Below are 24,658 nucleotides of genomic sequence, written 5' to 3' on the forward strand. Positions count from 1 at the left end.
CCGGCCCCGCCGCGGCCCTCCCCGGGACAGGGGGTGGGGCCGGCGCCGGGGCGAGGGACCGAGGGGAAGGGCGCCGCGAGGCGCCCTTTTCCGTGTCCGGGGTGGGTCTCCAGCCGACCTGCCGTGACCTCCACCCGGAGGGGTCGGCTGGGTGCCGATCCGGGCTGCCTGTCGACGGGCTCGCCGACGGTCGCCGCGGCCGTTTCCCCGCCGATGACACCCCTCGCCGGGGAGTGTTGCAAACCCGCCATGGCCACCGTCGTTATGACGACCGGCACGGTCTCGTGTTGCAGTGCAGCAAGAACCTGCCCTAGCCTGTCGCCAGGGATGAAAGCGCGACCCACGGCCTGGATTTGGAGGGCTGTATGCGCAGACGAGACGTGTTGCGTGCCTCCTTGCTGGCCGCGCCGGCCCTTCTGACCGGCCGCGCCCTGCAGGCGGCCGGATCGCAGGTGGAGGACCGGGGCGAGAACGAGCCGGTCGACGTGGAACTCATCCTGGCGGTGGATGTGAGCCGCTCGGTGGACTCGGCGGAGCAGGAGCTTCAGTTCAACGGCTATGCCGCGGCGTTCCGTGACCGGCGGCTGGTCGAGGGCATCGTGGGAGGCCCCATCGGCGCCATCGCCTGCATGATGTTCACCTGGTCGGACTGGCAGCTCCAGGAGGTGATGGTGCCCTGGGCCCGCATCGACGGGCCGGCGAGCGCCGCGGCCTTCTCCGACCGCATCGCCGAGGCGCCGCGCCGGAGCTGGCTCTACACCTCGATCTCCGGGGCGATGGACTATGCGAGCCGCAGCTTCGGCCAGGGCTTCGAGGGCACGCGACGCGTCGTCGACATCTCCGGCGACGGGGTGAACAACTCCGGCCGGCCGGTGGCCGATGCGCGGGCCGACGCGCTGTCGAAGAACATCGTGCTGAACGGCCTCGCGGTGCTGGACCGCACCCCCGGCGCCCCCGATCAGGGACTCGGGCAGCCGGCGCTGGACGAGTACTACCGCGACCAGGTGATCGGCGGTCCCGGCAGCTTCCTGGTGGTGGCGGAGGGCTTCAACTCGTTCGAGGCGGCGGTGCGGCGCAAGATCATCCGCGAGATCGCCTGGAACCCGCCGGCCGGGCCGCTGGTGGAGCGGGTGGGCTAGAGCGGATCGCCGACGGGCGAGCACGCCCGGCGGCGTGAATCCGCGTCGAGAACAATGAGCTACAGCGAACCGCAGTCCCAGCCGGACTGCGGTTCGCTGTAGAGTCGTTCTGGCCTGATACAGTCAGGCCGAGCGACTCCAGGGACCGGCGCTGGCGGGTGGCGGCCGGGTCCGCTGCCCATGGGGCGCGGGGGGTGCCGCCCGGGCAGTGCCCCACCGCTCCGGCCGTTGTTCCGGCGCGGCTTCCGCGCCGCCGGGCGGGTGCGTCCGGGCCTGGGAAACGTGCCGGGCCAGGGGCGTTCGGGACCGCCGGCGGCGAGGCCTCCCCGGGCCGGTGGAGGTCAGTGGCGTGGCCCGGCCGCCAGGGCATCCTGCCCGTCCGCCGAGGGGCGTGGCAGCCGCAGCCATGCCCAGGCCCCGAGCGCCAGCCCCAGCATGCCCCAGCTCGCGTTGTAGTTGGCCACCGCCACCGCCCCGAGCGCCACCGCCGCGACGGCCGGCACGAAGGCGGCGCGCAGGAAGGCCAGGAGCCCCAGCAGCAGCGCCGAGAGTCCCCAGAGCTGCCAGTTCTGCAGCCAGAGCAGCGCGGCCCGCGGGTAGCAGGGCAGGGGCAGCCCGGCCGCGAAGGGGCTGGGTGCGGCGCACAGCGCCCCCCATGCCCGCGGTTCCACATAGGCGGCGCGGAAGGCGAGCATGCCGCCCAGCGCCAGGGCGGCCACGGCCAGCCCGATCCAGTCACGTCGTTGCATGCGGCGCAGCATGGCACGGCTTGATGGCGGCCGCAGGGCGGTCATCTAGGGAGGCATGGTGTTCTCCCTGCTCGACTCCCGTCCCCGCGTGGCGCTGCTGCGCCTGCAGGGCGTCATCGCCGCGCGTTCCGGGCCGCTCTCGGGCGGCCTCAACCTTGCCGGGCTGGCGCCGTCGCTGGAGCGCGCCTTCGGCATGCGCAGGCTCGCGGGGGTGTTCCTGGCGGTGAACTCGCCCGGCGGCTCGCCGGTGCAGTCGAGCCTGATCGCCGGCCGCATCCGCCAGCTCGCGGACAGGCGGAAGGTGCCGGTGGTCGCCTGCGTCGAGGACGCGGCGGCCTCGGGCGGCTACTGGATCGCCTGCGCGGCGGACGAGATCGTGGCCGATCCCGCCTCCATCCTCGGCTCGATCGGCGTGATCTCCGCCTCCTTCGGCTTCCAGGAGGCGCTGCCGCGGCTGGGCATCGAGCGGCGGCTGCGCACGGCGGGCACGGAGAAGAGCTTCCTCGACCCGTTCCGGCCGCAGGCGCCGGAGGATCTCGCGCGGCTCGACGCGCTGCTCGGCGAGCTGCATGCCGAGTTCAAGGACTGGGTGCGGCAGCGGCGCGGCGTCCGGCTGCGGGCGCCGGAGGCGGAGGTGTTCGATGGCCGGTTCTGGACCGGGCGGCGTGCCGTGGCGCTCGGGCTCGCGGACCGGCTGGGCGATGCCGATTCGGAGGCGAAGCGGCGCTTCGGCGCGAAGGCGCGGCTGGTGCCGGTGGGCGGGCGGCGGCGGCCGCTGATGGCGCGCCTGCTGCCGGGCATGGCCGCCGGCCGGGAACCGGCCGCGCTTCCCGCCGCCATGGCGGCCGTGCTGCCCGCCGCCCTGGCCGACATGCTGGAGGAGCGGGCGGCCTGGTCGCGGCTCGGCCTCTGATCGGACCGGCCGGCCGGGGCGCGCGCCGGCCGCCGGGTGCGGCATGGCGTGCCCGCATGGCGTACCCGGAAAAGCGAAACCGCGGCCCACGGGCAGGGCCCGTGCCGCGGTTCTGCAAGTCGTCGGTCTTGCCGCCCCGGCAGTGGGGGAGCGGCGGCGGGCTTCAGAAGCCCTCGCGCTCCAGGCGCTTGCGCTCGACCTTGCGGGCGCGGCGGACGGCCTCGGCGGCCTCGCGGGCACGGCGCTCGGACGGCTTCTCGTAGTGCCGGCGGAGCTTCATCTCGCGGAAGACGCCCTCACGCTGCAGCTTCTTCTTGAGCGCCTTCAGCGCCTGGTCGATGTTGTTGTCACGGACGACGACTTGCACGCGGCACGAACTCCTCTCGGGTCGGGTTCTGGAATGGCTCTAGGCGCCGACGGGGAGGTTCCGGCGGGGCCGGCCTCCCTGGGCGCTGCGACGCGTACCGATAGCACGCGCCGCCCGCCGCCGGAAGCCCTCCCGGTCCGGCCGGCGCGCGCCTATCTACACGACCCTGTTCCGCCACCGGGACATGCCGCGCGGCCGCTCGCGCGGCGGCCCTCCGGACGGCCACGGCGGCGCGCCGGGGGGAAGGCGCCAGGGAGAGGCGCCAGGGAGAGTCGATGGCCATCCTGAAGATCGCCCGCATGGGCCACCCCGTGCTGCTCGCGCGCGCCGCGCCGGTCGCGGACCCGACCGGGCCGGAGATGCGCCGCCTCGTCGCCGACATGGCCGAGACGATGCACGATGCCGGTGGCGTCGGCCTCGCGGCGCCGCAGGTGCACGTGCCGCTGCGCCTCTTCGTCTGGCGCAGCCCGGGCGGGCCGGTCGGCGGCGGCGCCTCGGTGCTGTTCAACCCGGTGCTGTCGCCGCTGGACGACGAGGTGGTGACGGGCTGGGAGGGTTGCCTCTCGATTCCCGGCCTGCGCGGCGCCGTGCCGCGCGCGCGGCGCATCCGCTTCGCCGGGCTGGACGGGGAGGGACGGCCGGTCGAGGGCGAGGCCGAGGACATGCTGGCGCGCATCATGCAGCACGAGGCCGACCATCTCGACGGCACGCTCTACACGATGCGCATGCCAGACCTGTCGCGGCTCGGCTTCAACGAGGAGCTCGCCCGCTTCGCGCCGCCCAAGCCGGGCGGGGAGGGGAGCCGGTGATGGAACGCAGCCCCGAGCGCGACGCCGCCCTGCGCGCCGCGCTGCCGCACGTCGCCTCGCTCGGCTGGACCCTGGCGGCGCTCGCCGCCGGGCTGCGCGACCTCGGCCACGCCCCGGCCGAGGCGCGGGACGCGGCGCGGTCGCTCTTTCCTCGCGGCGGCGCCGCGCTGGTCGAGGCGTGGTGCGACCTGGCCGATCGCGACATGGCGACCGCGGCCATGCAGGAGGACCTGCTGGCGCTGCGCACCCCGGCGCGGGTGCGGCGTCTGATCGCGATCCGGCTGGCCCAGGCGGCGGTGAATCGCGACGCGGTGCGGCGTGCCCTGGCGGTGCTGGCGCTGCCCTGGAACGCCGGCGTCGCGCTGCGCACGGCGGCGTGCACGGCGGATGCGATCTGGGCGGCGGCGGGCGACCGCTCGGCCGACTTCTCGTGGTACACGCGCCGCGCCACGCTCGCCTCGATCTACGGCGCGACCCTGGCCTGGTGGCTGCGCGAGCCGGCGCCGACGCTGGAGGCGACCATGGGCTTCCTCGACCGGCTGCTCGCCGGGCAGGCGAGGATCGGGCGGCTGCGCCGGGGCGCGGCGAGCCGGCCGGCGGGCGCCTGAGGGGCTTGTTCGAGTGGCCGGGCCGGTCGGCCCGGCGGGCCGCTTCCGCGTCCGAGGGAAGAGGGGAGCGCCGCATCGCGCCGGCGGCCCCGTCGTCCGGGCGCGGAAATCCGGCGCGGAAATGCCCCGTCCGCCCTCCGCCACCGGTCGCTCGGACGGGTTCCGGGCGCCGGGATAGGGACCAGGGGCCGGGGCGTGGCCTTTGGCAACCGCGTCGGCGGGCCGGCGTTCTCCGAGGCAACGACCAAGGGGAACACGGTACATGCGCGGCATCCTGCTCTGGCTCATCGGCATCCCGATCCCGGTGATCATCCTCCTCTGGCTGTTCGGCGTGCTGCACTGACACCGTTGCCGCACGGGTCCCGGCCCCTGTGGGTCCGCCTCCGCGGCGCGATGCCGCGCCGGGCGGCCCGCGTGCCGGCCTCCGGCGGCAGGATGGCGGCGACGGGGCTGCCGGCGGCTTCGGCGCCGTGGCAATGCCGGCCTGCAACACCCTGAACCAAAACCATGAACGCGCTTGACTTTCCCTCGCTTCCCGTCGCCCCGGCCGCCTAGTCTCGGTTCCGGGAGCGAGATGGGAACGGCGCCGGCACGGCGTCGTCCGACGCCACGATGCCGCGGGGGAAAGGCGGCATCCGGCGGATCGACACTCCCGCTCAACGCGATCGGGAGTATCCGGCCCACATGCGTCCGTTCCGAGCCATCCTGTCCGGCCTCTGCGCCGCCGCCATCGCCCTGCCGGCGAGCGCCGCCTGCCTCCAGCCCGCTGAGCGCGCGGCCTTCGACGTGCAGGCGCTGAAGAGCCACCTGATGGTGACCGCCATCGCCTGCCGGCACGAGGACCAGTACAACGCCTTCGTCACGCGCTTCCAGCGCGACCTGAGCGCCGCCGGCCGTGCCGTGCAGGCGCATTTCCGCCGCGCCTATGGCCGCGCGCATCAGCGCGAGCTGGACTCCTACATCACCAACCTCGCCAACGCGCAGTCGCAGGAGGGCATCCGGCAGGGCTCCTTCTTCTGCCGCGACCAGACGCCGGCCTTCCAGCAGGTGATGGCGATGCAGGGCGCCAGCGCCCTGGCGCAGCTCTCGCAGGAGCGGCGCGTGATCAACGTCTACGGCACCGAGGCCTGCGCGACGCCGCCGGTCCGCGAGGCGCGGGCGGCGAGCCCGCTGCTGCGGCAGGCGCGGGCGAGCACGCTGGCCTCGGCGCGCTGAGCAGCCGGGAACGGCGGCAGGCGCGCGCCGCCCCGCCGTTCAGAAGCCGAGCGGGAAGCGTGCCAGCCACGCCCGCTCGGCCGGCGTGGTCTCGCGCCCCAGCACGGCGTTCCGATGCGGGAAGCGGCCGAACCGGCGGATCACCGCGTGGTGCCGCCACGCATACTCGATCGACCCGCCCGGTGCCGCCATGCCGGGTGCGTCGCGCAGCCCGCCGAACAGCGTGACGGAAAGGTCCTGGTCCGCCATCGCCTCCGAGTGCTCGAAGGGCAGGTAGAGGAAGATCCGCTCCACCGGGCGGAGGGCGAGGTCGTGCCGGTGCCGCAGCACGGCGGCGCGGGCGACGGCGCGGGCCTGCGGGTCGGCGTCGAAGGCGGCCGCGTTGCCGCGGTAGAGGTTGCGCGGCAACTGGTCGAGCAGCAGGCAGAGCGCCAGGGCTCCCTTCGCCGTCGCCGTCCAGCCGGCGAGCGCGCCGGACCGCGCCGCGTCCGCCATCGCCCCGAAGTGGCGGCAGCGCGCGTCGAACACCGGGTCGGTCCGGAACCAGATCTCGCGGTGACGGTCGGGCTCGCCCCCGAACCAGAAGTGGAGGACGGATTCGGGCGTCATGCCGGGCACCTCACGGCAGCGCCTCCCGTTCCAGCGCCTGGGCCAGCACGCGGACGGAATGCACCGCCGCGCGCCCGCCGAGGTCGTCGATCTGGTGCCGGCAGGAGGTGCCGTCGGCCACGATCAGGTCCCCGGGCGCCGCGGCGCGCACCGCCGGCAGCAGGGAAAGCTCGGCCATCGCCCGCGACGCCTCCTGCGTGTCGGCGCGGTAGCCGAAGGCGCCGGCCATGCCGCAGCAGGAGGAGGTGATGGGCTTCACCTGCAATTCCGGCACGCGGCGCAGCGCCGAGAGCGCGTCCGGGAAGGCGCCGAAGCTCTTCTGGTGGCAGTGGCCGTGCAGGTGCGCGGTGCGCGCGAGCGGGCGAAGCTTCAGGTCCGGCTTCTCGCGCGCGAGGAACTCGGAGAGCAGCACGGCGCGCGCGGCGAGGCGTTCGGCGGCGGTGCCGGGCAGCAGGGAGAGGAACTCGTCGCGCAGAGTCAGCAGGCAGGAGGGTTCGAGGCCGATCACCGGCGCGTCGCCGTCGCCGATCGCGTCGAGGGTGCGCCTCGCCTCGGCGCGTGCCCTGTCCACCATGCCGGCGGCGAGGTAGGTGCGGCCGCAGCAGAGCGGGCGCCGGTCCGGCGCCTGCGCCACGCGCACCCGGCAGCCGGCGGCGGCGAGGACGCGCAGCGCGTCGCGCAGGTTCTCCGGCTCGAAGTGGCGGTTGAAGGTGTCGGCCAGCAGGATGACCTCGCGGCCGGTGCTGCGGCCCGCCGCCTCGGAGTCGCGGAAGAAGTCGCGCCGGAAGCGGGGCAGGGACCGCCCGCGTGCGAGGCCGGTGACCCGTTCCGCCAGCCCCGGCGCCAGCCCGCGCAGCGCGGCCAGCCACGGCAGGCGCGATGCCGCCGCCGCGTAGCGCGGCAATTCCGCGATCAGCCGGTCGCCGAGCGGCACGCCGTGGCGTTGCGCGCGCGCGTGCTGCGCCTCGATCTTCAGCTTCGCCATGTCGACGCCCGTCGGGCATTCGCGCCGGCAGCCCTTGCAGGAGACGCAGAGCTTCAGCGTCTCCGCCACCTCGTCCGAGGCCAGCGCGTCCGGCCCGAGCTGGCCGGTCAGCGCGAGGCGCAGCGTGTTGGCGCGGCCGCGCGTCAGGTGCCGCTCCTCGCGCGTGACGCGGTAGCTCGGGCACATCGTGCCGGCGTCGAACTTGCGGCAGGTGCCGTTGTTGTTGCACATCTCCACCGCGCCCAGCAGCCCGCCTTGCGGACCGGGCCAGGCGGACCAGTCGAGCGCCGGCCGCACGGCGGGATCGGCCGCGTAGTCCGGGAAGTAGCGGAACAGGGTGCGGTCATCCATGCGCGGCGGGCGCACCACGCGGCCCGGGTTCAGCATCCCCGACGGGTCGAACGCGTCCTTCACCGCCTCGAAGGCGCGGGCGATGCGCGGGCCGAACATCGGCTCGTTGAACTCGGAGCGGCAGATGCCGTCGCCGTGCTCGCCGGAATGGCTGCCCTTGTACTCGCGCACCAGCGCGAAGCACTCCTCGGCGACGGCGCGCATCGTGCGCACGTCGGCCGGGTCCTTCATGTTCAGCACCGGCCGGACGTGCAGGCAGCCCACCGAGGCGTGCGCGTACCACGTCCCGACCGTGCCGTGCCGCGCGAACACCTCGTTCAGCCGTTCCGTGTAGTCGGCGAGGTCGTCGAGGCCGACGGCGCAGTCCTCGATGAAGGAGACCGGCTTCCCGTCCCCCTTCATCGACATCATGATGTTGAGCCCGGCCTCGCGCACCTCGGCGATGCGCGCCTGGAAGGCGGCGTCGGTCGCCCGCACCACGGCGCCCGGGTAGCCGAGATCGGCCATCGCCTGGTCCAGATCGCGCAGCTTCGCCGCCAGCGGCGCGTCCGCGTCGCCGTGGAACTCCACGATCAGCAGCGCCTGCGGCGCCGTGCCGTTGTCCCCGGGGACCATCTCCCCGATGGTGGCGCGGAAGATCGGGATGTCGCGCGCGAGGTCGATCATGGTGCGGTCGACCAGCTCCACCGCCTCCGGGTCGAGCGCCACGAGGTGGCGGCTCGCCTCCATCGCCGCGCGGAAGGTGGGGAACTGGCAGATGCCCACCACCTTGCGCGGCTTGATCGGCCAGAGCTTCAGGTCGAGCGTCGCGGAATAGGCCAGCGTCCCCTCGCTGCCCACCAGCAGCCGCGCCAGGCTGCCGCGCCCCGCCGCGCGGGCCTCGGGGGTCAGCGCGTCGAGATTGTAGCCGCCGACGCGGCGGAGCTGGTGCGGGAAGCGCGCCGCGATCTCGGCCGCCTCGCGCGCGCCGATCGCCCGCAGCCGCTGCACGAGGTCGGCGACGCCCGCCGGCACCCCGGCGCCGAGGTTGTCCGGCAGCTCGCCGAAGCGGAAGCGCGCGCCGTCGGCCAGGATGGCGTCGATCGCCAGCACGTTGTCGGCCATCAGCCCGTAGCGGATCGACTTGGCGCCGCAGGAATTGTTGCCCGCCATGCCGCCGATGGTGCAGCGCGCCCAGGTGGAGGGATCGACCGGGAAGAACAGCCCGTGCGGCTTCAGCGACTCGTTCAGCGCGCCGAGCGTGATGCCGGGCTCGACCGTCGCCTGCCGCAGCTCCTCGTCGATCACCGTGACTCGACGCAGGTGTTTCGAGCAGTCCATCACCAGGGCGCGGTTGACGGTCTGGCCGCACTGGCTGGTGCCGCCGCCGCGCGGCAGGACGGGGATGCCTTCCTCGCGCGCGATCGCCATGGCGGCGGCCACGTCGTCGGTCGTGCGCGGCACGATCACGCCGATCGGCTCCACCTGGTAGATCGAGGCATCGGTGCTGTAGCGGCCGCGGTCGCCGGCGGAGAACAGCACCTCGCCCTCGGTCTCGCGGCGTAGCCGGTCGGCCAGCCGGCTGTCGCCGATCCGGCCCCGGGGCAGGCCCGGGTGGCGAGGTGGCGCGTTCATGGACATCCCCTGCGCTGGGTCGAGACCCTTGGGCACGGACGAAGCGCCGCGCCGCCTGCCCCGGTTCCTAGCGCCTGTGCGCCCGGGACCCAAGCCCGGCGGGCGCCCGTGTCGTCCCGCCGCCCGGTTCCGCCGGCGCCGCCCGCACGGGGCCGGCCCGGCCGGCGCCGCCCGCACGGGGCCGGCCCGGCCGGCGCCGCCACGAGCATTGCCCATCGCCCCGCGCCGACGCATGGTCGCGCCGGATCACGCCGGAGGAACCGAACCATGGCCTACTACCAGTCGCAGCCCGTCGCCGGGCGCCACTTCCTGCAGATCCCCGGCCCCACCAACGTGCCCGACCGCGTGCTGCGCGCCATGGACAACCCCACCATGGACCATCGCGGCCCGGATTTCGGGAAGCTCGGCAAGTCACTGCTGGAGAAGGTTCGGCAGGTCTTCAGGACCGAGGGGCCGGTGGTGATCTACCCCGCCTCCGGCACCGGCGCCTGGGAGGCGGCGCTGGTCAACACCCTCTCGCCCGGCGACGCCGTGCTGATGTGCGAGACCGGCTGGTTCGCGACCCTCTGGCGCGAGATGGCCGAGCGCCTCGGCCTCGCGCCCGAGTTCATCCATACCGACTGGCGCCGCGGCGCCGACGTGCCGGCCATCGAGGCGCGGCTGCGCGAGGACCGGAACCACGCCATCAAGGCGGTCTGCGTCGTCCACAACGAGACCTCGACCGGCTGCACCTCGCGCATCGACGAGGTGCGCCGCGCCATCGACGCCGCCGGCCACCCGGCGCTGCTGCTGGTGGACACCATCTCCTCGCTCGGCTCGATCGACTACCGGCACGACGAGTGGGGCGTGGACGTCACCGTCGCCGGCTCGCAGAAGGGGCTGATGCTGCCTCCCGGCCTCTCCTTCAACGCGGTCAGCGAGAAGGCCCGCAAGGCGGCCGAGACGGCGCGGCTGCCGCGCTCCTTCTTCGACTGGAAGGCGATGCTGGCGGCCAACGAGACCGGCTACTTCCCCTACACCCCCGCCACCAACCTGCTCTACGGCCTGGACGCGGCGGTGGACATGCTGCTGGCCGAGGGCCTCGACAACGTCTTCGCCCGCCACGACCGCTTCGCCGAGGCGACGCGCCGCGCCGTGCGCGCCTGGGGCCTCGAGATCCAGTGCGCGGAGCCGCGCCACTACTCCTCGGCGCTCACCGCCGTGCGCCTGCCCGAGGGCCATTCCGCCGACGCGCTGCGCGCCGCCATCCTGGAGCGGTTCAACATGAGCCTCGGCAACGGGCTCGGGCCGCTGAAGGACCGGGTGTTCCGCATCGGCCATCTCGGCGATCTCGGGCCGCTGCAGCTCATGGGCACGCTCTCGGGCGTCGAGATGGGGCTGCGCGTCGCCGGCGTGCCGCACCGGCCGGGCGGGGCGCAGGCGGCGATGGACTACCTGGCCGGCAATTCCTGAGTCCTCGCAAGAGGGGCTCGCCAGGGGGGCTTGCCAGGGGGGGCTTGCCAGGGGGGCGGGGCCGCGGGCGGGAAAGGCACCGCCCGGATCTTTACCGTGCGGCACCGGACGCACGCGTGTGACGATTTGTGGTAGTAGTGCTTCCACACCCGGGACCGGCGGCGCCGCCGCCGCGATCCGTCGGGCCGGACCGGAAGCCGCCTGAACACCATCGAATGTGCCGCAAGGATCGCCTGCCTGCCGGCCGCCCGCCCGCCCCGCCCCTCGCGGGCCGGAAGGCAGGCACAGGGATTCCCGTCGGCCGCAGGCCCGCCGCAATCCCGCCCGGGTCCGGTCCCGTCCGTCGGGCAGAACGTCACGCCGTGACGAATCCTTCCCCTTCCTGGCAGGCGGCATGACGGCACGCATCCTCGTCGTCGACGACATCGCGGCCAACCGGCGCCTGCTCGAGGCCAAGCTGCTCGGCGAGTACTACGACGTGGCGCTGGCGGCCAGCGGCCCGGAGGCGCTGGATCTGGCCGCCGGCTGGATGCCGGACGTGATCCTGCTCGACGTGATGATGCCGGGGCTCGACGGCTACGAGGTGTGCCGCCGGCTCAAGGCCAGCCCGGCCACGGCGCACATCCCGGTGGTGATGGTCACCGCCCTGACCGAGGCGGCCGAGCGCGTGCGCGGCCTCGACGCCGGGGCCGACGACTTCCTCTCCAAGCCCGTGGACGACGCCACGCTGTTCGCCCGGCTGCGCGCGCTGCTGCGGGTGAAGCAGGTGATGGACGCCTGGCACCTGCGCGCCGACACCGCCCGCGCGCTGGGCGTCGAGGCGCCGCCGGGGCCGGGTGTCGGCGTGGCCGGGCGCCGCGTGCTGCTGATCGACGTGGTGCCGGCGGAGCGGGCGGCGATCGAGGAGGCGCTGGCCGCCGACGGCCTGCGCCTGGAAGGCGCCGCCACGGCCGGGGCGCTCGACCGGCTGGCCCGCGGCGACTGCGACCTGGCGCTGCTCGACCTCGCGCACGAGGGCGCCGAGGCGCTGCGTCTGGCCTCCCGGCTGCGCGCCCATGCCGCGACGCGCGACCTGCCGCTGCTGCTGCTGGCCGATCCCGGCCAGCGCGACCTCGTGCTGCGCGGCTTCGACCTCGGCGCCAACGACCACGTGCTGCGGCCGCTCGACACCAACGAGCTGCGGGCGCGGGTGCGCAACCAGATCCGCCGCAAGCGCTACCAGGAGCGGCTGCGCGAGGATCTCGACCGTTCGCTGATGCTCGCCGTCACCGATCCGCTGACCGGGCTGCGCAACCGGCGCTACGCGCGCCGCCACCTCGAGACGCTGCTGCGCGGCGAGGGGGCGGTGGTGCTGATGATCGACGTGGACCGCTTCAAGAGCATCAACGACGCGCATGGCCACGCCGCGGGGGACATCGCGCTCCGCGCCGTGGCCGACCGGCTGCGGGACGCGCTGCGCGTCGCCGACGTGGTCGCCCGCTTCGGCGGCGAGGAATTCATGGCGGTGATGCCGAGCACGCGCGCCGAGGAGGCGCTGCTGATCGCCGAGCGGCTGCGCGTCAGCGTCGAGGGCCCGCCGGTGACGATCCCGGACGGCGCGATCTCGCTGTCGGTCAGCATCGGCATGGCGGCGGCCGTGGCCGGGGCGTCGGCGGAGGCGACGATCGCGGCGGCGGACGCGGCGCTCTACCGGGCCAAGCGCGCCGGCCGCAACCGGGTCGAGATCGCCCGCCCCGAGGACTGGGACGCGGCGGTGCGGCCGGCAGAGAAACGGGGCGGCGGGGAAGGCTGACGCCGCCGGCCCGGCCGGATGGTGGGCGACGGCACGCCGGGGTCACACGGGCGGGGAACGGTCCCGGCCTCTTGGGCACCGGGAGCGAGGCCCGGCGGGGGTTTCCGCCCTCGCGGGCAGAGGGCGGACGGGGCGGCGGGCGATGCCGCCCGTGTGGAGGCGGCCCTGCCGGATCGGGGAAGCCGGATCGGAGGCCGGCGCGATGCCGGCCGCGCGGTTCCGCCATGCGCGTCGATGCGGCCCGGGCGCGAGGGCCCTGGCCGGCCGACCTCGATGGGGCGGGCACGGAGTGGCGGGACCGGGACGCGTCGCCGCCGGGGCGGTCCCCGGAAGGGCCGGTCGGGACCCTGGCGGATCCGTGGCGGCGGAGCGCCGCCTGTCGCCTCGGCGGCGGAGCGCCGCCTGTCACCTCGGCGGCGGGGCGCCGCCTGTGCCTCCGGGTCGTCATCGGGCCCGCCGGGCACTTCCCTCGCCGCCAGGACGACGGAGCCCGGCGGCGGCAAAGCCGACTACTTGATCTTCGCTTCGCGGAACGGGACGTGCTTGCGCGCCACCGGGTCGTACTTGTTCATCTCCATCTTGCCGGTGGCGTTCCGGGTGTTCTTCTTCGTCACGTAGAAGTAGCCGGTGTCGGCGCTGCTGACGAGCTTGATGAGGATGGTGTTGGCCTTGGCCATCGGGGCGCTCCGGAAGGAGAGGGCTGGCCCCGGGAGGGGCATGCAACCTGGGTAGCACGACAGGCCCGGGGCTGCGGGCGCCCGGGCGGAGGGCGCGCACACTAGCCGCCCGCGGCCGCGCGTCAAGATGCGGCGTGCGGCCGCGGGCGCCCGTGCGGGTGCCGGCGGCGGGATGGCGTGGGCTTCCCCGGCCCGGAAGCAGGGGCCGCCGACCGGCCCGCCGGCCACCCGGGCAGGCTCTCAGCCTTCCGCCAGGGCGCAGTCCGGCAGGAGGACGGCCTCGGCGGCGCCCTGGCTCCAGCCGGTCGGGGTGCCGCGGACCAGTACCGCGTCGCCGGCCCGCAGCGCGGCGACGCGGGCGAGCACCGCGTCGTCGTCCGGCAGCAGGCAGACGATCTCCCGCGAATCGTCGGGGCGGCGCTGGATGACCCGCTGGCCGAGCGAGAGGGCGACCACCTGCCGGCGGGTGGCGATCCAGCCACCCATGGCCAGCCAGCGCGCATCCCATTCGGTGCGTGGCCGCAGGCGCAGGAACTCGCGCTGCAGCAGCAGCGGCCGGCCGCGATGCGTCGCCTCGAACCGGACCGGACCGAGCGTCGCCGCCTCCCGCAGCAGGGCGGCGGCCAGCACGGCGCCGGGGACGGGAGCCTCCCGCTCCGCCGGCGCGCGGGCGGCGAGCACGAAGGCACCGGCGAAGCGCGGCACGTAGTAGAGCCGTACCTCGACGCGCCCGGCCGGCCCGCCCGGCAGGCTGGTGCGCGAGCGGCCGGCGGGCACCGGCACGGCCTCGCGCATGGCGGCATCGGTCTCGGCGATCGCGTCGGGCGCATCTGCCGCGACCACCACCAGCCGGTGGCCGGAGCCGTCACGCAGCGGCGTGGCGTCGACGTCGGCGACGATCGCGTCCACGGCGCGCAGGCGCGGCTGCGCCAGGCGCAGGGCCACGGCCGGCGTGGCGGCGGATGGACCCGGGGGCGGGCCGGCGGCAGCGTCCGTGCCGGCCGGGGCGGCGCGGGGCGCGGCCCCGCGCAGGGCCGCCGCGCGCAGGCGCGCCAGCTCGACGAAGCGCCCCTGCGGGAAGGCGGCGAGGTAGGCGTCCAGCTCGGCCGGGTCGCGGCTGTCGCGCACGCTGCTCCAGAAGGCGATGTCGGCGGCCGTGTCCTGCGACCGGGCGGCCGCCGGCAGCCCGGCGAGCGCCGCCGCGAGCAGCAGCGCGAGCGGCCGCGCGCACCGCGCCGGGAGACGCGCCGGGCCTGTCCGGCCGGGCCCCGCCGGGCCGTGCCTCACGCGCCGCCCGCCATGCGTGGTCCCGTTCCGTCGCCCATGCCCGCTGGCGTCCCGTTCCTCTGCGGCGAACCGCGGTCCGGCCGGGACTGCGGTTCGCTGCGGCTCGTTGCGTTCGGCGCGGATTCGCGCCGCCGGACGTGTCCGCCCGCCGGCCTTTTGGTTTCTCGCATTTTCCGCGTCGCCGGGTGAGTACATCCAGCTTGGAGGTGCTCTACAGCGAACCGCAGTCCGGTTGGGACTGCGATTCGCTGTCGCTCGTTGTTCTCGGCGCGGATTCACGCCTCCGGGCGTAGCCGCCCTCCGGCGATCCGCTCTAGCGGACGCCGACGGTGAAGGTGGCGCGGGCGCTCACCTCGAAGCGGCGGTCGTTGTTGTAGAGCGTGGTCATGTAGCGTGCCTCGTAGGCGCCGGGGGCGAAGGGGCCGACCTCGGTGTCGCGCTGCGCGCCGTAGAACACCTCGCGCGCCAGCGGGCGGTTCGCGCCGTAGTCGGTCGGGTCCAGATCCGGCGTGCCGGCCGGCACCACGATGATGAAGTCGCCGTTGGCCTGCGGGAAATTCTCGAAGCGCAGCGTCACGCGCTGGCCCACGCGCACGGTGGCGGGCGTGACCACGATGCGCTCGCCCTGGCCGACCACGGGCCCGCCGGGCGGTGCCGCGGCGGGCTGGAGCTGGGGCTGGGGCGCGGCCGGCGCCGCGGGGGCGCCGAGCGCGGCCGGCTTGCCGGGCAGGGTGCCGGGCGCGCCCGTGGGCACGGCGGCGGGAGGCACGGCGGCGGGGGGCGCGGCGGCCGCCGCGCCGTCGGCCTGGCCGGCGCGGATGCGGGCCAGCGCCGCGAAGCGGCCCTGCGGGAAGGCGTGCAGGTAGGCGGCGTACTCGGCGGGGTTGGCGCTGTTCTGGATCGACTGCCAGAAGGCGAGATCGGCCGGGTCGGTGTCCTGGGCCCGGGCGCCGCCTCCCAGGAGGCTCAGGGCCAGCGTGATGCCGAGGAACCGGCGTGTAAGGCGCATCCCAGGGTCCTTGCTGCTTCGCAACGCCGGCAGGATGGCATGGCGTCGCCTCGGCGCAAGCATGACGGGCCGGGGCTACGGAATGCTGACAAAGGCGGCGGCCGCGCGGAATTCGCGGCGCGGCCGGCCGGCCACGTCAGGGTGCGGCCGGCCGGCCGCGTCAGGGGCGGTCGTGTCAGAGCAGGTGCTCGCGCAGCCGCGCCGCCGCGTCGCGCAGCGGCGGCAGGCAGCGTTCGCGCAACGCCTCGGCCGAGGCGCGCTCGACGCGCAGGCCGGTGTTGAGGGCGGCGACGACGCGGCCGTCGCGGCGGGCGAGCGGCACGGCAAGGGAGCGGAAGCCCATCTCGGCCTCCTGGTCCACCAGGGCGTGGCCCTCCGCGCGCACCGTGTCGAGCAGCCGGCGCAGCGCGGCCTTGTCGGTGAGGGTGTGCGGAGTCGCCGGGCGGGGGCGCAGGCGGCGCAGGCAGGCGTCGCGCTCCGCGTCCGGCAGGGCGGCGAGCAGGACGCGGCCGACGGCGGAGCAGTGCGCGGGCAGGCGCAGCCCGGGACCGGCGCCCTCGACGTAGAGGCGGCGGGGGGAGGCGTAGGCGATCATCACCGCCTCCTCGCCCTCCAGCACGGCGACGGAGCAGGTTTCCCCGAGCTCGGCCGAGAGCGACTCGCAGGCGGGTTGCAGCAGGGCGGTGGCGGCGGAGCTGTCGAGATAGGCGGCGGCGAGGCGCAGCACGCGCGGGGTGAGGCGGAATTGCCGCCCTTCGGCGGCGACGAAGCCGAGGTGCCGGAGCGTGAGCAGCGCGCGGCGGGCGGTGGCGCGGGGCAGGTCGATGCGGCGGGCCAGCTCGGCGAGGGTCATGGCGCGGTGCTCGCCGTCGAAGGCGAGGATGGCGGCGAGGCCGCGGGACAGCGCCTCGGAGTAGTCGCGGGCGGCGGGGCCGGCCTCGCCGGGCGGGTCGGCGGACGATCCGGCACCGGCGGGGGCGGGCGGCGCGCCGGCACCGGCCTGGCCCGCCGGTGGGTCGGCATCGACACGGACCGCCGGCGTGCGGGCACCGGCGGCGCGGCCGACGGCCGGCGCGGCGTGGGCCGCGCCGGGGGCGGGACCGCCGGGGGCCGGATTGCCGGCGACGGGATCACCGGCGACGGGAGCACCGGCGGTCGGACCGCCGGCGACGACGCGCGCGGCGCGGGCGGCGGCGGGGGGGGCGCGGCGGGGGGGGGGGGGGAAGGGGGGGGGGGGCGGCGCGCCGGGGGCGGGCCCGCCGGGGGCCGGAGGGCGGGCGCGGGGACCACCGGCGACGGGACCCCCGGCGGGCGGCCCGCCGGCGCCGCCGCGCGCGGCGCGGGCGGCGGCGTCGATGGCGCGCAGGCGGGCCATCGACGCTCAGCCCTTGAGCAGCCGGCGCAGGTCGAAGCCGGGATCGGCGGCCTGGGCGGGGGTGGGGCCGTCGGCGAGGGCGAGGAGACGGCGGGAGAGCATGTGCTCGGCGGGCAGGTTGACGGTCTCGACGGCGCGGAGGCGCTCGCCGGCGAAGTGCCAGAGGGAGAATTTCGCGTCGCTCCCGTCGCCGCCCGGCTTCTCCCGCCGCACGGTGCGGTCGGTGCCGTCCAGCAGCCCGGCCATCTGGAGCTTCATGCCGAGCTGGTCGGACCAGAACCAGGGCAGGGCGATGTGCGGCTGGGCGCGGCCGACGATGGTGGCGGCGGCGGTGCGGGCCTGGTCCTGGGCGTTCTGGATGCTCTCCAGGCGGATGGTGGCGCCGGCGAATTCGGAGGGGTGGGCGGTGCAGTCGCCGGCGGCGAGGATGTGCGGGTCCTCGGTGCGGGCGTGCCGGTCCACCACGATGCCGTCGAGGCAGGCGAGGCCGGCGGCCTCGGCCAGCTCCGTGTTGGGGATGACGCCGATGCCGACCACGAGCAGGTCGGCGGGCAGGCGCGTGCCGTCGGTGAGGCGGACGGCCGCGAGGCGGCCGTCGCGCTGCTCGATGGCATCGACGGCGGTGCCGAGATGGAGGGCCACGCCGGCCGCGCGGTGGCGGGCGGCGACGTGCTCGGCCAGCTCGGGCGAGGCGGAGCGGGCGAGCAGCCGGGGGCGGCCCTCGGCGAGGGTGACGCGGCGTTCGGGAGAGTCGGGGGCCGGGGAGGCCAGCGCGGCGGCGACCTCCAGGCCGATGAAGCCGCCGCCGAGCACGACCACGTCGCGCGCCGTGGCGGCGGCTTCGCGCAGGCGGCGCGCATCGGCGAGGTCGCGCAGCACGAGCACGCCCCCGGGGGGCTCGCCGAAGCTCGCGGGCAGCGGGCGGGCGCGGGCGCCGGTCGTCAGGGCGAGGTGGCCGTAGGGGAGGAAGGTGCCGTCGGCGAGGTGGAGCCGGCGGGCGGCGCGGTCGATGGCGGCGGCGCGGGTGCCGGGGCGGAGCGTGATGCCGGTCTCGGCGAAGAAGGCGTCGGAGCGGAGCGCGAGGTCGGGCTCCGACGTCTTGCCGGCGAGGAAGCCCTTGGAGAGCGGCGGGCGCTGGTAGGGCGCGTCGGGCTCGTCGCCGATCAGGGTGATCGGGCCGGGGTAGCCGTATTCGCGCGCCGCGGCGGCGAGCTGCACCCCCGCGTGCGAGGCGCCGACCACGACCAGCCCGCTGTCCACGAGCCCGTCGGGAGCGGGCCCATCGGGAGTGGTCCTCGGGCGCTCCGTTTCACCGCTGGCCATGCTGTTCCGGTTCCTCCCTGGCTGACGGGCCCGTCCGGCGGGCCCGGCTGGCGGCGGGTTCAGCCCTGCTCGGCCGGGATCTCGACGACGAGGCCGTCGAGCGCGGCGTCGACGTTGATCTGGCAGGAGAGGCGGCTGGTCTCGCGGCGCTCGCCGGCGACGCCCTCCAGCATGTCCGCCTCGTCCTCGCCGGCCGGCGGGATGCGGTCCATCCAGGCGGGATCGACGTAGACGTGGCAGGTGGCGCAGGCGAGGGCGCCGCCGCACTCGGCGTCGATGCCGCGCACGTTGTTGCGCACCGCCGCCAGCATCACGGTGCTGCCGACCGGGGCCTCCACCTCGCGTCTGGTTCCGTCCGGCTGCACGTAGGTGATGGTCGGCATGGGCATCCCTTCTTTCGCATTGCGTGGCCGGCCGCGCCGGGTCGCGTCGCGGCGGCGGGCGATCCTATCGCCGGCGTTGCGCGGCCTCAATCTTGCATGGCAAGTTGTGCGAGCTGAACGAACAGTTGTGCGGTAGTCGAACATTCTCTCGGCGCCGCGCGGGATGTGCCAGAGGCGAGCTTTCCCGGGGCGGCCCCCGGCGGAAGCGGCCCGAAGAACGGCTGGAGGGTGCCGCCATGATGAGCGCCGAGCAGAACGAGCTGATCACCCGCATCGGGGCGGGAACGCCCTGCGGGGCGCTGATGCGCCGCTACTGGCAGCCCGCCGCGCTGGCCGACGAGCTGTCGCCGGCGCAGGCGGGGGACCGGCCGGTGCGGGCGGTGCGGCTGCTCGGGCAGGACCTCGTGCTGTTCCGCGACGAGGCGGGGCGCCTCGGGCTGATCGACCGGGACTGCCCGCATCGCGGCGCCGACCTCGCCTTCGGCCGGCTGGAGGATGGCGGGCTGCGCTGCCCCTTCCATGGCTGGCTGTTCGACGCGGATGGCCGGTGCCTGGAGACGCCGGCCGAGCCCGAGGGCAGCAGGCTGTGCACGCGGATCCGGCAGCGCGCCTATCCGGTGGTGGAGCGCAGCGGCATCGTCTGGGCGTATCTCGGTGAAGGCGAGCCGCCGGCCTTTCCGGCGCTGGACTGCTTCGCGGCGCCGGACAGCCACGTCTTCGCCTTCAAGGGGCTGATCGACTGCAACTGGCTGCAGGCGCTGGAGGTGGGCATCGACCCGGCGCATGCGAGCTTCCTGCACCGCTTCGAGGACGATGGCGAGGAGAGCGAGAGCTACGGCAAGCAGTTCCGCGCCACCTCGGCCGACAGCGACATGCCGATGACGCGGGTGCTGCGCGAATTCCCGCGCCCGCGGATCGAGGTGGAACGGACGGAGAGCGGGCTGCGCCTGTTCGCGCTGCGCCGGCTCAGCGACCTGCACACGCATGTGCGGGTGACCAACCAGCTCTTCCCGCACGCCTTCGTCATCCCGCTCTCGCAGGAGATGACGATCACGCAGTGGCACGTGCCGATCGACGACACCTCCTGCTACTGGTACGCGATCTTCACCAGCTTCCGCGCGCCGGTGGACAAGGACCGGATGCGCGAGCAGCGCCTGGCGCTGTACAGCCTGCCCGACTACCGGCCGAAGGTCGGGCGGTTCAACGATTACGGCTTCAATCCCTACGAGCAGAAGCACCGCACCTATACGGGCATGGGCGAGGACATCAACGTCCACGACCAGTGGGCGGTGGAGAGCCAGGGGGCGGTGCAGGACCGCACGCGCGAGCATCTCGGGCAGTCGGACAAGGGCATCATCGCCTACCGCAAGCTGCTGGTGGCGGCGATCGAGGCGAATGCGCGCGGCGAGGCGCCGCTGCTGGTGCTGGACGCGGCCGCCGCCGCCGAGGTGCGGGGCCCCGCCACGATGGACGGGATCGGGCCGACCGAGGGGTGGGAGCAGTACTGGCGGGCGGTGGACCGCAGGCGCCGGGAGGGCGCGCCCTGGGCGTCCACGGGGGCGTCCACGGGGGCGCCCATCCTCGGGGCGGCCGAGTAGGGCATGGGCTTCGTCGAACGGCACGGGCTGCTCAGCGAGGCGCAGCGCCGGCAGGCGGCCGAGGTGGCGCGCCACATCGAGGCGGACGGGCTGGAGGCGGTGCGCTTCTCCTTCCCCGACCAGCACGGCGTGCTGCGCGGCAAGGTGCTGATGGGGAGCGAGGCCGCCGGCGCCTTCCGTTCCGGCCTCTCCCTCACCTCCACGCTGCTGCTGAAGGACACGGCGCACCGGACGGCGGTGCCGGTCTTCGCGCGCGACGGCAGCCTGCTGCCGGAATTCCGCGGCGCCGCCGACTTCCTGCTGGTGCCGGACCCCGCCACCTTCCGCGTGCTGCCCTGGGCGCCGCGCACCGGCTGGATGCTGTGCGACGCCTACCTGCCGGATGGCCGCCCGGTGCCCTACGCCACGCGCGGCCTGTGCCGCGACGTGCTCGCGCGGCTCGGCGCGCGGGGCCACGCGCTGGCGACGGGGCTGGAGGTGGAGTTCCACCTGCTGCGGCTGCTGGACCCGAAGCTTGCGCCCGAGGATGCCGGGCAGCCGGGGACGCCGCCCGAGGTGGGGCTGCTGAACCAGGGCTACAACTACCTGACCGAGACGCGCTTCGACGGGCTGGAGCCGATCCTGGAGATCCTGCGCCGCGACCTGCTGGCGCTGGGCCTGCCGCTGCGCTCCCAGGAGGTGGAGTTCGGGCCGAGCCAGGTGGAGTTCGTGTTCGGCGTCGGCACCGGGATGCAGCCGGCGGACGACATGGTGCTGTTCCGCAGCGCGGTGCGGCAGATCTGCCGGCGGCACGGCTACCTCGCCTCCTTCATGTGCCGGCCGCGCCTGCCCAACGTGATGTCGAGCGGCTGGCACCTGCACCAGTCGCTGTGCGACCCGGAGACGGGCGGGAACCTGTTCGTGCCGCAGGCGGCGGGGCAGCCGCTCTCGGCGCCCGGGCGGCACTGGCTGGCGGGGCTGCTGGCCGAGGCGCGGGCGGCGGCGGCGTTCACCACGCCGACGATCAACGGCTACAAGCGGTTCCGGCCGCACTCGCTGGCGCCGGACCGCGCCGTGTGGGGCTGCGACAACCGCGGCGTGATGCTGCGCGTGCTGGGCAGCGGCCCGGGCGACCCGGCGACGCGGATCGAGAACCGGGTGGGGGAGCCGGCGGCGAACCCGTACCTGTATCTCGCCTCGCAGGTGGTGTGCGGCATGGCGGGGCTGGCGGCGGCGATGGAGCCGGGGCCCTCGGCGGACACGCCCTACGAGCACGAGGCGGCGAAGCTGCCGGCGACGCTGGAGGAGGCGCTGTCGGCGCTGGAGGGATCGCGCTGCTTCCGCGAGGGGTTCGGCGACGGGTTCGTGGACTACTTCCTGCGCATCAAGCGGGCGGAGATCGCGCGGTTCAACCTGGAAGTCTCCGAGTGGGAGCAGCGGGAGTACTTCGACCTGTTCTGACGGCAGGAAGGAAGCGCCAGGGGGCGAAGCCCCCCTGGAACCCCCCGTTTCGATTCGTGCCTCGCCGTTGCAACGCGCGAGGCGCGAACGCCGGCGGAGGTCCAGGAACCTGAGGTTCCTGGCGGATGGGGTCTGGGGAAGGCGGAGCCTTCCCCGAGGGGCGGATGAGGTCCGGGGAAGGCGGCGCCTTCCCCGAAGAAGCGCCAGGGACAACACGGCCATCGCACTGCAAGGGATGGCGGATGAAGACGGTTCTGGTTGCCGCGGCGCTGCTGGCGCTCGGGCTCACGGCGGCGCATGCCGAGGTGCAGGGGCCGGTGCGCGTGGGCGTGCTGACCGACATGAGCGGCCCCTATTCCGACCAGGTGGGTGCCGGCTCGGTGATGGCGGCGCGGCTGGCGGCGGAGGATTTCGCGGCCGAGGCGCGCGGGGTGCAGGTCGAGATCGTCGCGGCCGACCACCAGAACAAGCCCGACGTGGGCAGCGCCATCGCGCGCCGCTGGGTGGACCAGGAGGGCGTCTCGGCGATCGTGGACCTGCCGAATTCCGGGGTGGGGCTCGCGGTCAGCAACATCATGCGCGAGCGCAACCGGGTCTCGCTGAACTCCTCGACGATGAGCTCGGACCTGACCGGGCCGGCCTGCGCGCCGACCACGGTGCAGTGGGTGAACGACACCTGGAGCCAGGGCAACGCCATCGCGCGCGGGCTGGTGCGGCAGGGCGACGATTCCTGGTTCTTCCTGACGGTGGACTACGCGCTGGGGCACACGCTGGAGCGCGACACGGGGGCGATGGTGCGCCAGTCGGGCGGCACGGTGGCGGGCTCGGTCCGGTTCCCGCTCGGCAGCACGGATTTCGGGGCGCACCTGCTGCGGGCGCAGTCCTCGCGCGCCAAGGTGGTGGCGCTGGCGATGACGGGCACCGACCTCATCAACACGATCAAGCAGGCGGGCGAATTCGGGCTGACGCGGGGCGGGCGGCAGCAGCTCGCGGCGCTGTTCATGCTGATCACCGACGTGCACACGCTCGGGCTGCGGACGACGCAGGGGATGCTGCTGGCCTCGCCCTTCTACTGGGACCTCGACGAGCGCACGCGCGCCTGGAGCCGGCGCTGGAGCGAGCGCATGGGCGGGCGGATGCCGACCATGGACCAGGCGGGCGTGTACTCGGCGACGCTCGCCTATCTGCGGGCGGTGCGCGACGCGGGCACGGTGGAGGGGGAAGCGGTGGTGGCGCGGATGCGCGCCGCGCCGATCGACGACCCGCTGTTCGGCACCGTGACCATCCGGCCGGACGGGCGGGCGGTGCACGCGATGCACGTGTTCCGGGTGAAGAAGCCGGAGGAGAGCCGAGGGCCGTGGGATCTGTACGAGCGGGTGGAGACGATCCCGGCGGAGCAGGCCTTCCGGCCGCTGGCGGAGGGCGGGTGCCCGCTGGTGCAGGCGGTGCGCTGAGGGAAGGGCGGCCCCGCGGGGGAGGCGGCGCGGGCCGGCCGCTTCCGACGCCCGCTTCCGGCGCCCGCTTCCGGCACCGGTGGAAAGGCCTGTAGTCTCCGGTGCCACAACGAAAGGCCGGCATCCGCGCGGTGCCGGCGCGAGGAGAAGCGTCCATGCCGGTACCCGTCCCCCCCGCCGCACGTCCCGCTCCCCGTCGAGGCGCCCCGGGTGCGGCGTTCCGGGCCACGCGCCGGGTGACGCTGGGCACGGCCTTCGCCGCGGGGCTGGGGGCGGCCCTTGCCGCGGGGCTGCTCGCCGCGTCGCCGGCCAGGGCGCAGTCACAAGGGCCGGCCACGGCGCAGCCGCAGGGGCCGGCCGCGGCCCAGTTGCAGGGGCCGGTGCGCGTGGGCGTGCTGACCGACATGAGCGGGCCGTTCTCGGACCAGGTGGGGGCGGGCTCGGTGATGGCGGCGCGCCTGGCGGTGGAGGACTTCGCGGCCGAGGCGCGCGGGATGCAGGTCGAGCTCGTCTCGGCCGACCACCAGAACAAGCCGGACGTGGGCAGCACCATCGCGCGGCGCTGGGTGGACACCGAGAACGTCAGCGCGGTGGTGGACCTGCCGAATTCGGGCGTGGGCCTCGCCGTCGCCGACATCATGCGCGAGCGGCACCGGGTGGCGCTCGCCTCCTCCACCGCCACCTCGGACCTGACCGGGCGCGCCTGCGCGCCGACCACGGTGCAGTGGGTGACCGACACCTGGGCGCAGGGCAACGCACTGGCCCGCGCGCTGACGGCGCAGGGCGGCAGCTCCTGGTACTTCATCACCGTGGACTACGCGCTCGGCCACGCGCTGGAGCGCGACGCCACGGAGGCGGTGCAGCGCGCCGGCGGGCGGGTGCTGGGCTCGGCGCGGGCGCCGCTCAACACCGGCGACTTCTCCTCGCTGCTGGTGCGCGCGCAATCCTCCGGCGCGCGGGTGGTGGCGCTGGCCAACACCGGCACCGACGTGATCAACGCGATCAAGCAGGCGGGCGAGTTCGGGCTGCTGCGCGGCGGGCAGCGGCAGCTCGGCGCGCTGTTCATCATGCTCTCCGACATCCACGCGCTCGGGCTGCGCACGGCGCAGGGGCTGACCCTGGCCGAGCCCTTCTACTGGGACCTGAACGACGACACCCGCGCCTGGAGCCGGCGCTGGTCGCAGCGCATGAACGGGCGCATGCCGACGATGAACCATGCGGGCGTCTATTCCGCGACGCTCGCCTATCTGCGCGCGGTGCGCGACGCGGGCACGGTGGAGGGCGAGCGGGTGGTGACGCAGATGCGCGCCGCGCCGATCCGCGACCCGCTGTTCGGCGAGGTGACGATCCGCCCCGACGGGCGCGCGGTGCACGCGATGCACGTGTTCCGGGTGAAGAAGCCCGAGGAGAGCCAGGGGCCGTGGGACCTCTACGCGCGGGTCGACACGATCCCGGCGGAGCAGGCGTTCCGCCCGCTGGACCAGGGGGGCTGCCCGCTGGTGCGTTGAG

General features: G+C 75.1%; 22 protein-coding genes. 12 read left to right on the forward strand and 10 right to left on the reverse strand.

What is annotated here, in order from left to right; genetic code table 11:
* Positions 1-365: 365 nt before the first annotated feature.
* Positions 366-1,139 carry a DUF1194 domain-containing protein gene (locus M0638_RS01915; protein WP_248665263.1) on the forward strand — a complete coding sequence of 258 codons (774 nt, stop codon included), beginning with the start codon at positions 366-368 and terminating at the stop codon, positions 1,137-1,139.
* 341 nt (positions 1,140-1,480) lie between these two features.
* Here the strand turns inward: M0638_RS01915 and M0638_RS01920 are convergent, their stop codons facing one another.
* Positions 1,481-1,888, reverse strand: coding sequence for a hypothetical protein (locus tag M0638_RS01920; protein ID WP_248665264.1), 408 nt, complete (start codon positions 1,886-1,888; stop codon positions 1,481-1,483).
* Between the two features lie 55 nt (positions 1,889-1,943).
* Here M0638_RS01920 and M0638_RS01925 point away from each other — a divergent pair, with 55 nt between their 5' ends.
* Positions 1,944-2,801 carry a S49 family peptidase gene (locus M0638_RS01925; protein WP_248665265.1) on the forward strand — a complete coding sequence of 286 codons (858 nt, stop codon included), beginning with the start codon at positions 1,944-1,946 and terminating at the stop codon, positions 2,799-2,801.
* A 163-nt stretch (positions 2,802-2,964) separates the two neighbouring features.
* Here the strand turns inward: M0638_RS01925 and rpsU are convergent, their stop codons facing one another.
* On the reverse strand, positions 2,965-3,168 hold the full coding sequence (gene rpsU / locus M0638_RS01930; RefSeq protein ID WP_007006360.1) for a 30S ribosomal protein S21: 204 nt from the start codon (positions 3,166-3,168) through the stop codon (positions 2,965-2,967).
* 275 nt (positions 3,169-3,443) lie between these two features.
* Here rpsU and def point away from each other — a divergent pair, with 275 nt between their 5' ends.
* From def to M0638_RS01950, 4 genes are all read left to right on the forward strand, one after another.
* Positions 3,444-3,977, forward strand: a complete 534-nt coding sequence (gene def / locus M0638_RS01935; protein WP_248665266.1) for a peptide deformylase — start codon at positions 3,444-3,446, stop codon at positions 3,975-3,977.
* A complete protein-coding gene (locus tag M0638_RS01940; RefSeq protein ID WP_248665267.1) occupies positions 3,977-4,585 on the forward strand; it encodes a COQ9 family protein in 609 nt (202 codons plus the stop codon). The genes def and M0638_RS01940 overlap by 1 nt, the downstream gene beginning before the upstream one ends.
* A 202-nt stretch (positions 4,586-4,787) precedes the next feature.
* Positions 4,788-4,928: a hypothetical protein gene (locus tag M0638_RS01945; RefSeq protein ID WP_248665268.1), complete on the forward strand. Its 141-nt coding sequence runs from the start codon at positions 4,788-4,790 to the stop codon at positions 4,926-4,928.
* Between the two features lie 341 nt (positions 4,929-5,269).
* On the forward strand, positions 5,270-5,800 hold the full coding sequence (locus M0638_RS01950) for a hypothetical protein (protein WP_248665269.1): 531 nt from the start codon (positions 5,270-5,272) through the stop codon (positions 5,798-5,800).
* 39 nt (positions 5,801-5,839) lie between these two features.
* Here M0638_RS01950 and M0638_RS01955 read toward each other — a convergent pair whose 3' ends face one another.
* On the reverse strand, positions 5,840-6,409 hold the full coding sequence (locus M0638_RS01955) for a DUF924 family protein (protein ID WP_248665270.1): 570 nt from the start codon (positions 6,407-6,409) through the stop codon (positions 5,840-5,842).
* A 10-nt stretch (positions 6,410-6,419) separates the two neighbouring features.
* Positions 6,420-9,359, reverse strand: coding sequence for an FAD-binding and (Fe-S)-binding domain-containing protein (locus tag M0638_RS01960; protein WP_248665271.1), 2,940 nt, complete (start codon positions 9,357-9,359; stop codon positions 6,420-6,422).
* Positions 9,360-9,626: 267 nt separating this feature from the next.
* On the opposite strand from M0638_RS01960, the gene M0638_RS01965 reads away from it, so the two are divergent.
* Positions 9,627-10,811: a pyridoxal-phosphate-dependent aminotransferase family protein gene (locus M0638_RS01965; RefSeq protein ID WP_248665272.1), complete on the forward strand. Its 1,185-nt coding sequence runs from the start codon at positions 9,627-9,629 to the stop codon at positions 10,809-10,811.
* 394 nt (positions 10,812-11,205) lie between these two features.
* Entirely contained in the window at positions 11,206-12,603 is a 1,398-nt protein-coding gene (locus M0638_RS01970; RefSeq protein ID WP_248665273.1) for a PleD family two-component system response regulator, read from the forward strand.
* A 509-nt stretch (positions 12,604-13,112) separates the two neighbouring features.
* Here M0638_RS01970 and rpmG read toward each other — a convergent pair.
* The 6 genes from rpmG to M0638_RS02005 all read right to left on the reverse strand — a co-directional run bounded on the left by rpmG (position 13,113) and on the right by M0638_RS02005 (position 18,657).
* A complete protein-coding gene (rpmG, locus tag M0638_RS01975) occupies positions 13,113-13,280 on the reverse strand; it encodes a 50S ribosomal protein L33 (protein ID WP_248665274.1) in 168 nt (55 codons plus the stop codon).
* 240 nt (positions 13,281-13,520) lie between these two features.
* On the reverse strand, positions 13,521-14,567 hold the full coding sequence (locus M0638_RS01980) for a hypothetical protein (RefSeq protein ID WP_248665275.1): 1,047 nt from the start codon (positions 14,565-14,567) through the stop codon (positions 13,521-13,523).
* Positions 14,568-14,880: 313 nt separating this feature from the next.
* Positions 14,881-15,576, reverse strand: a complete 696-nt coding sequence (locus M0638_RS01985) for a hypothetical protein (protein WP_248665276.1) — start codon at positions 15,574-15,576, stop codon at positions 14,881-14,883.
* A gap of 175 nt (positions 15,577-15,751) precedes the next feature.
* Positions 15,752-16,951 carry an IclR family transcriptional regulator domain-containing protein gene (locus M0638_RS28695; protein ID WP_282571786.1) on the reverse strand — a complete coding sequence of 400 codons (1,200 nt, stop codon included), beginning with the start codon at positions 16,949-16,951 and terminating at the stop codon, positions 15,752-15,754.
* 6 nt (positions 16,952-16,957) lie between these two features.
* Complete coding sequence (locus M0638_RS02000) at positions 16,958-18,274, reverse strand: NAD(P)/FAD-dependent oxidoreductase (RefSeq protein WP_248665278.1); 1,317 nt, start codon at positions 18,272-18,274, stop codon at positions 16,958-16,960.
* Between the two features lie 59 nt (positions 18,275-18,333).
* The gene (locus M0638_RS02005; protein ID WP_248665279.1) at positions 18,334-18,657 is read right to left on the reverse strand and encodes a 2Fe-2S iron-sulfur cluster-binding protein; all 324 of its coding nucleotides are present in this window, start codon (positions 18,655-18,657) and stop codon (positions 18,334-18,336) included.
* Between the two features lie 236 nt (positions 18,658-18,893).
* Between M0638_RS02005 and M0638_RS02010 the strand changes: the two genes are divergently transcribed.
* The 4 genes from M0638_RS02010 (at position 18,894) to M0638_RS02025 (ending at position 24,657) form a co-directional block, all read left to right on the forward strand.
* Positions 18,894-20,255 (forward strand): aromatic ring-hydroxylating dioxygenase subunit alpha, encoded by a 1,362-nt coding sequence (locus M0638_RS02010; protein ID WP_248665280.1) that lies wholly within the window; start codon positions 18,894-18,896, stop codon positions 20,253-20,255.
* A 3-nt stretch (positions 20,256-20,258) separates the two neighbouring features.
* Positions 20,259-21,695 (forward strand): glutamine synthetase family protein, encoded by a 1,437-nt coding sequence (locus M0638_RS02015; RefSeq protein WP_248665281.1) that lies wholly within the window; start codon positions 20,259-20,261, stop codon positions 21,693-21,695.
* A gap of 242 nt (positions 21,696-21,937) precedes the next feature.
* Complete coding sequence (locus tag M0638_RS02020; RefSeq protein ID WP_248665282.1) at positions 21,938-23,149, forward strand: ABC transporter substrate-binding protein; 1,212 nt, start codon at positions 21,938-21,940, stop codon at positions 23,147-23,149.
* A 155-nt stretch (positions 23,150-23,304) separates the two neighbouring features.
* Positions 23,305-24,657, forward strand: coding sequence for an ABC transporter substrate-binding protein (locus tag M0638_RS02025; RefSeq protein WP_248665283.1), 1,353 nt, complete (start codon positions 23,305-23,307; stop codon positions 24,655-24,657).
* The last annotated feature ends 1 nt before the right edge of the window (position 24,658 follow it).

This window comes from Roseomonas acroporae (assembly GCF_023223525.1).
GTDB classification, from domain to species: domain Bacteria; phylum Pseudomonadota; class Alphaproteobacteria; order Acetobacterales; family Acetobacteraceae; genus Roseomonas_E; species Roseomonas_E acroporae.

Bases quoted from the DNA above. Each gene is read 5' to 3' on its own strand.
- rpmG (WP_248665274.1), bottom strand. From the start codon at position 13,280: ATGGCCAAGGCCAACACCATCCTCATCAAGCTCGTCAGCAGCGCCGAC.
- M0638_RS01950 (WP_248665269.1), top strand. From the start codon at position 5,270: ATGCGTCCGTTCCGAGCCATCCTGTCCGGCCTCTGCGCCGCCGCCATC.
- M0638_RS01985 (WP_248665276.1), bottom strand. From the start codon at position 15,576: ATGCGCCTTACACGCCGGTTCCTCGGCATCACGCTGGCCCTGAGCCTC.
- M0638_RS01965 (WP_248665272.1), top strand. From the start codon at position 9,627: ATGGCCTACTACCAGTCGCAGCCCGTCGCCGGGCGCCACTTCCTGCAG.
- M0638_RS02000 (WP_248665278.1), bottom strand. From the start codon at position 18,274: ATGGCCAGCGGTGAAACGGAGCGCCCGAGGACCACTCCCGATGGGCCC.
- M0638_RS01955 (WP_248665270.1), bottom strand. From the start codon at position 6,409: ATGACGCCCGAATCCGTCCTCCACTTCTGGTTCGGGGGCGAGCCCGAC.
- M0638_RS02010 (WP_248665280.1), top strand. From the start codon at position 18,894: ATGATGAGCGCCGAGCAGAACGAGCTGATCACCCGCATCGGGGCGGGA.
- M0638_RS02015 (WP_248665281.1), top strand. From the start codon at position 20,259: ATGGGCTTCGTCGAACGGCACGGGCTGCTCAGCGAGGCGCAGCGCCGG.
- M0638_RS02025 (WP_248665283.1), top strand. From the start codon at position 23,305: ATGCCGGTACCCGTCCCCCCCGCCGCACGTCCCGCTCCCCGTCGAGGC.
- M0638_RS02020 (WP_248665282.1), top strand. From the start codon at position 21,938: ATGAAGACGGTTCTGGTTGCCGCGGCGCTGCTGGCGCTCGGGCTCACG.
- M0638_RS02005 (WP_248665279.1), bottom strand. From the start codon at position 18,657: ATGCCGACCATCACCTACGTGCAGCCGGACGGAACCAGACGCGAGGTG.
- M0638_RS01920 (WP_248665264.1), bottom strand. From the start codon at position 1,888: ATGCAACGACGTGACTGGATCGGGCTGGCCGTGGCCGCCCTGGCGCTG.
- def (WP_248665266.1), top strand. From the start codon at position 3,444: ATGGCCATCCTGAAGATCGCCCGCATGGGCCACCCCGTGCTGCTCGCG.
- M0638_RS01970 (WP_248665273.1), top strand. From the start codon at position 11,206: ATGACGGCACGCATCCTCGTCGTCGACGACATCGCGGCCAACCGGCGC.
- M0638_RS01960 (WP_248665271.1), bottom strand. From the start codon at position 9,359: ATGAACGCGCCACCTCGCCACCCGGGCCTGCCCCGGGGCCGGATCGGC.
- M0638_RS01925 (WP_248665265.1), top strand. From the start codon at position 1,944: ATGGTGTTCTCCCTGCTCGACTCCCGTCCCCGCGTGGCGCTGCTGCGC.
- M0638_RS28695 (WP_282571786.1), bottom strand. From the start codon at position 16,951: ATGGCCCGCCTGCGCGCCATCGACGCCGCCGCCCGCGCCGCGCGCGGC.
- M0638_RS01915 (WP_248665263.1), top strand. From the start codon at position 366: ATGCGCAGACGAGACGTGTTGCGTGCCTCCTTGCTGGCCGCGCCGGCC.
- M0638_RS01940 (WP_248665267.1), top strand. From the start codon at position 3,977: ATGGAACGCAGCCCCGAGCGCGACGCCGCCCTGCGCGCCGCGCTGCCG.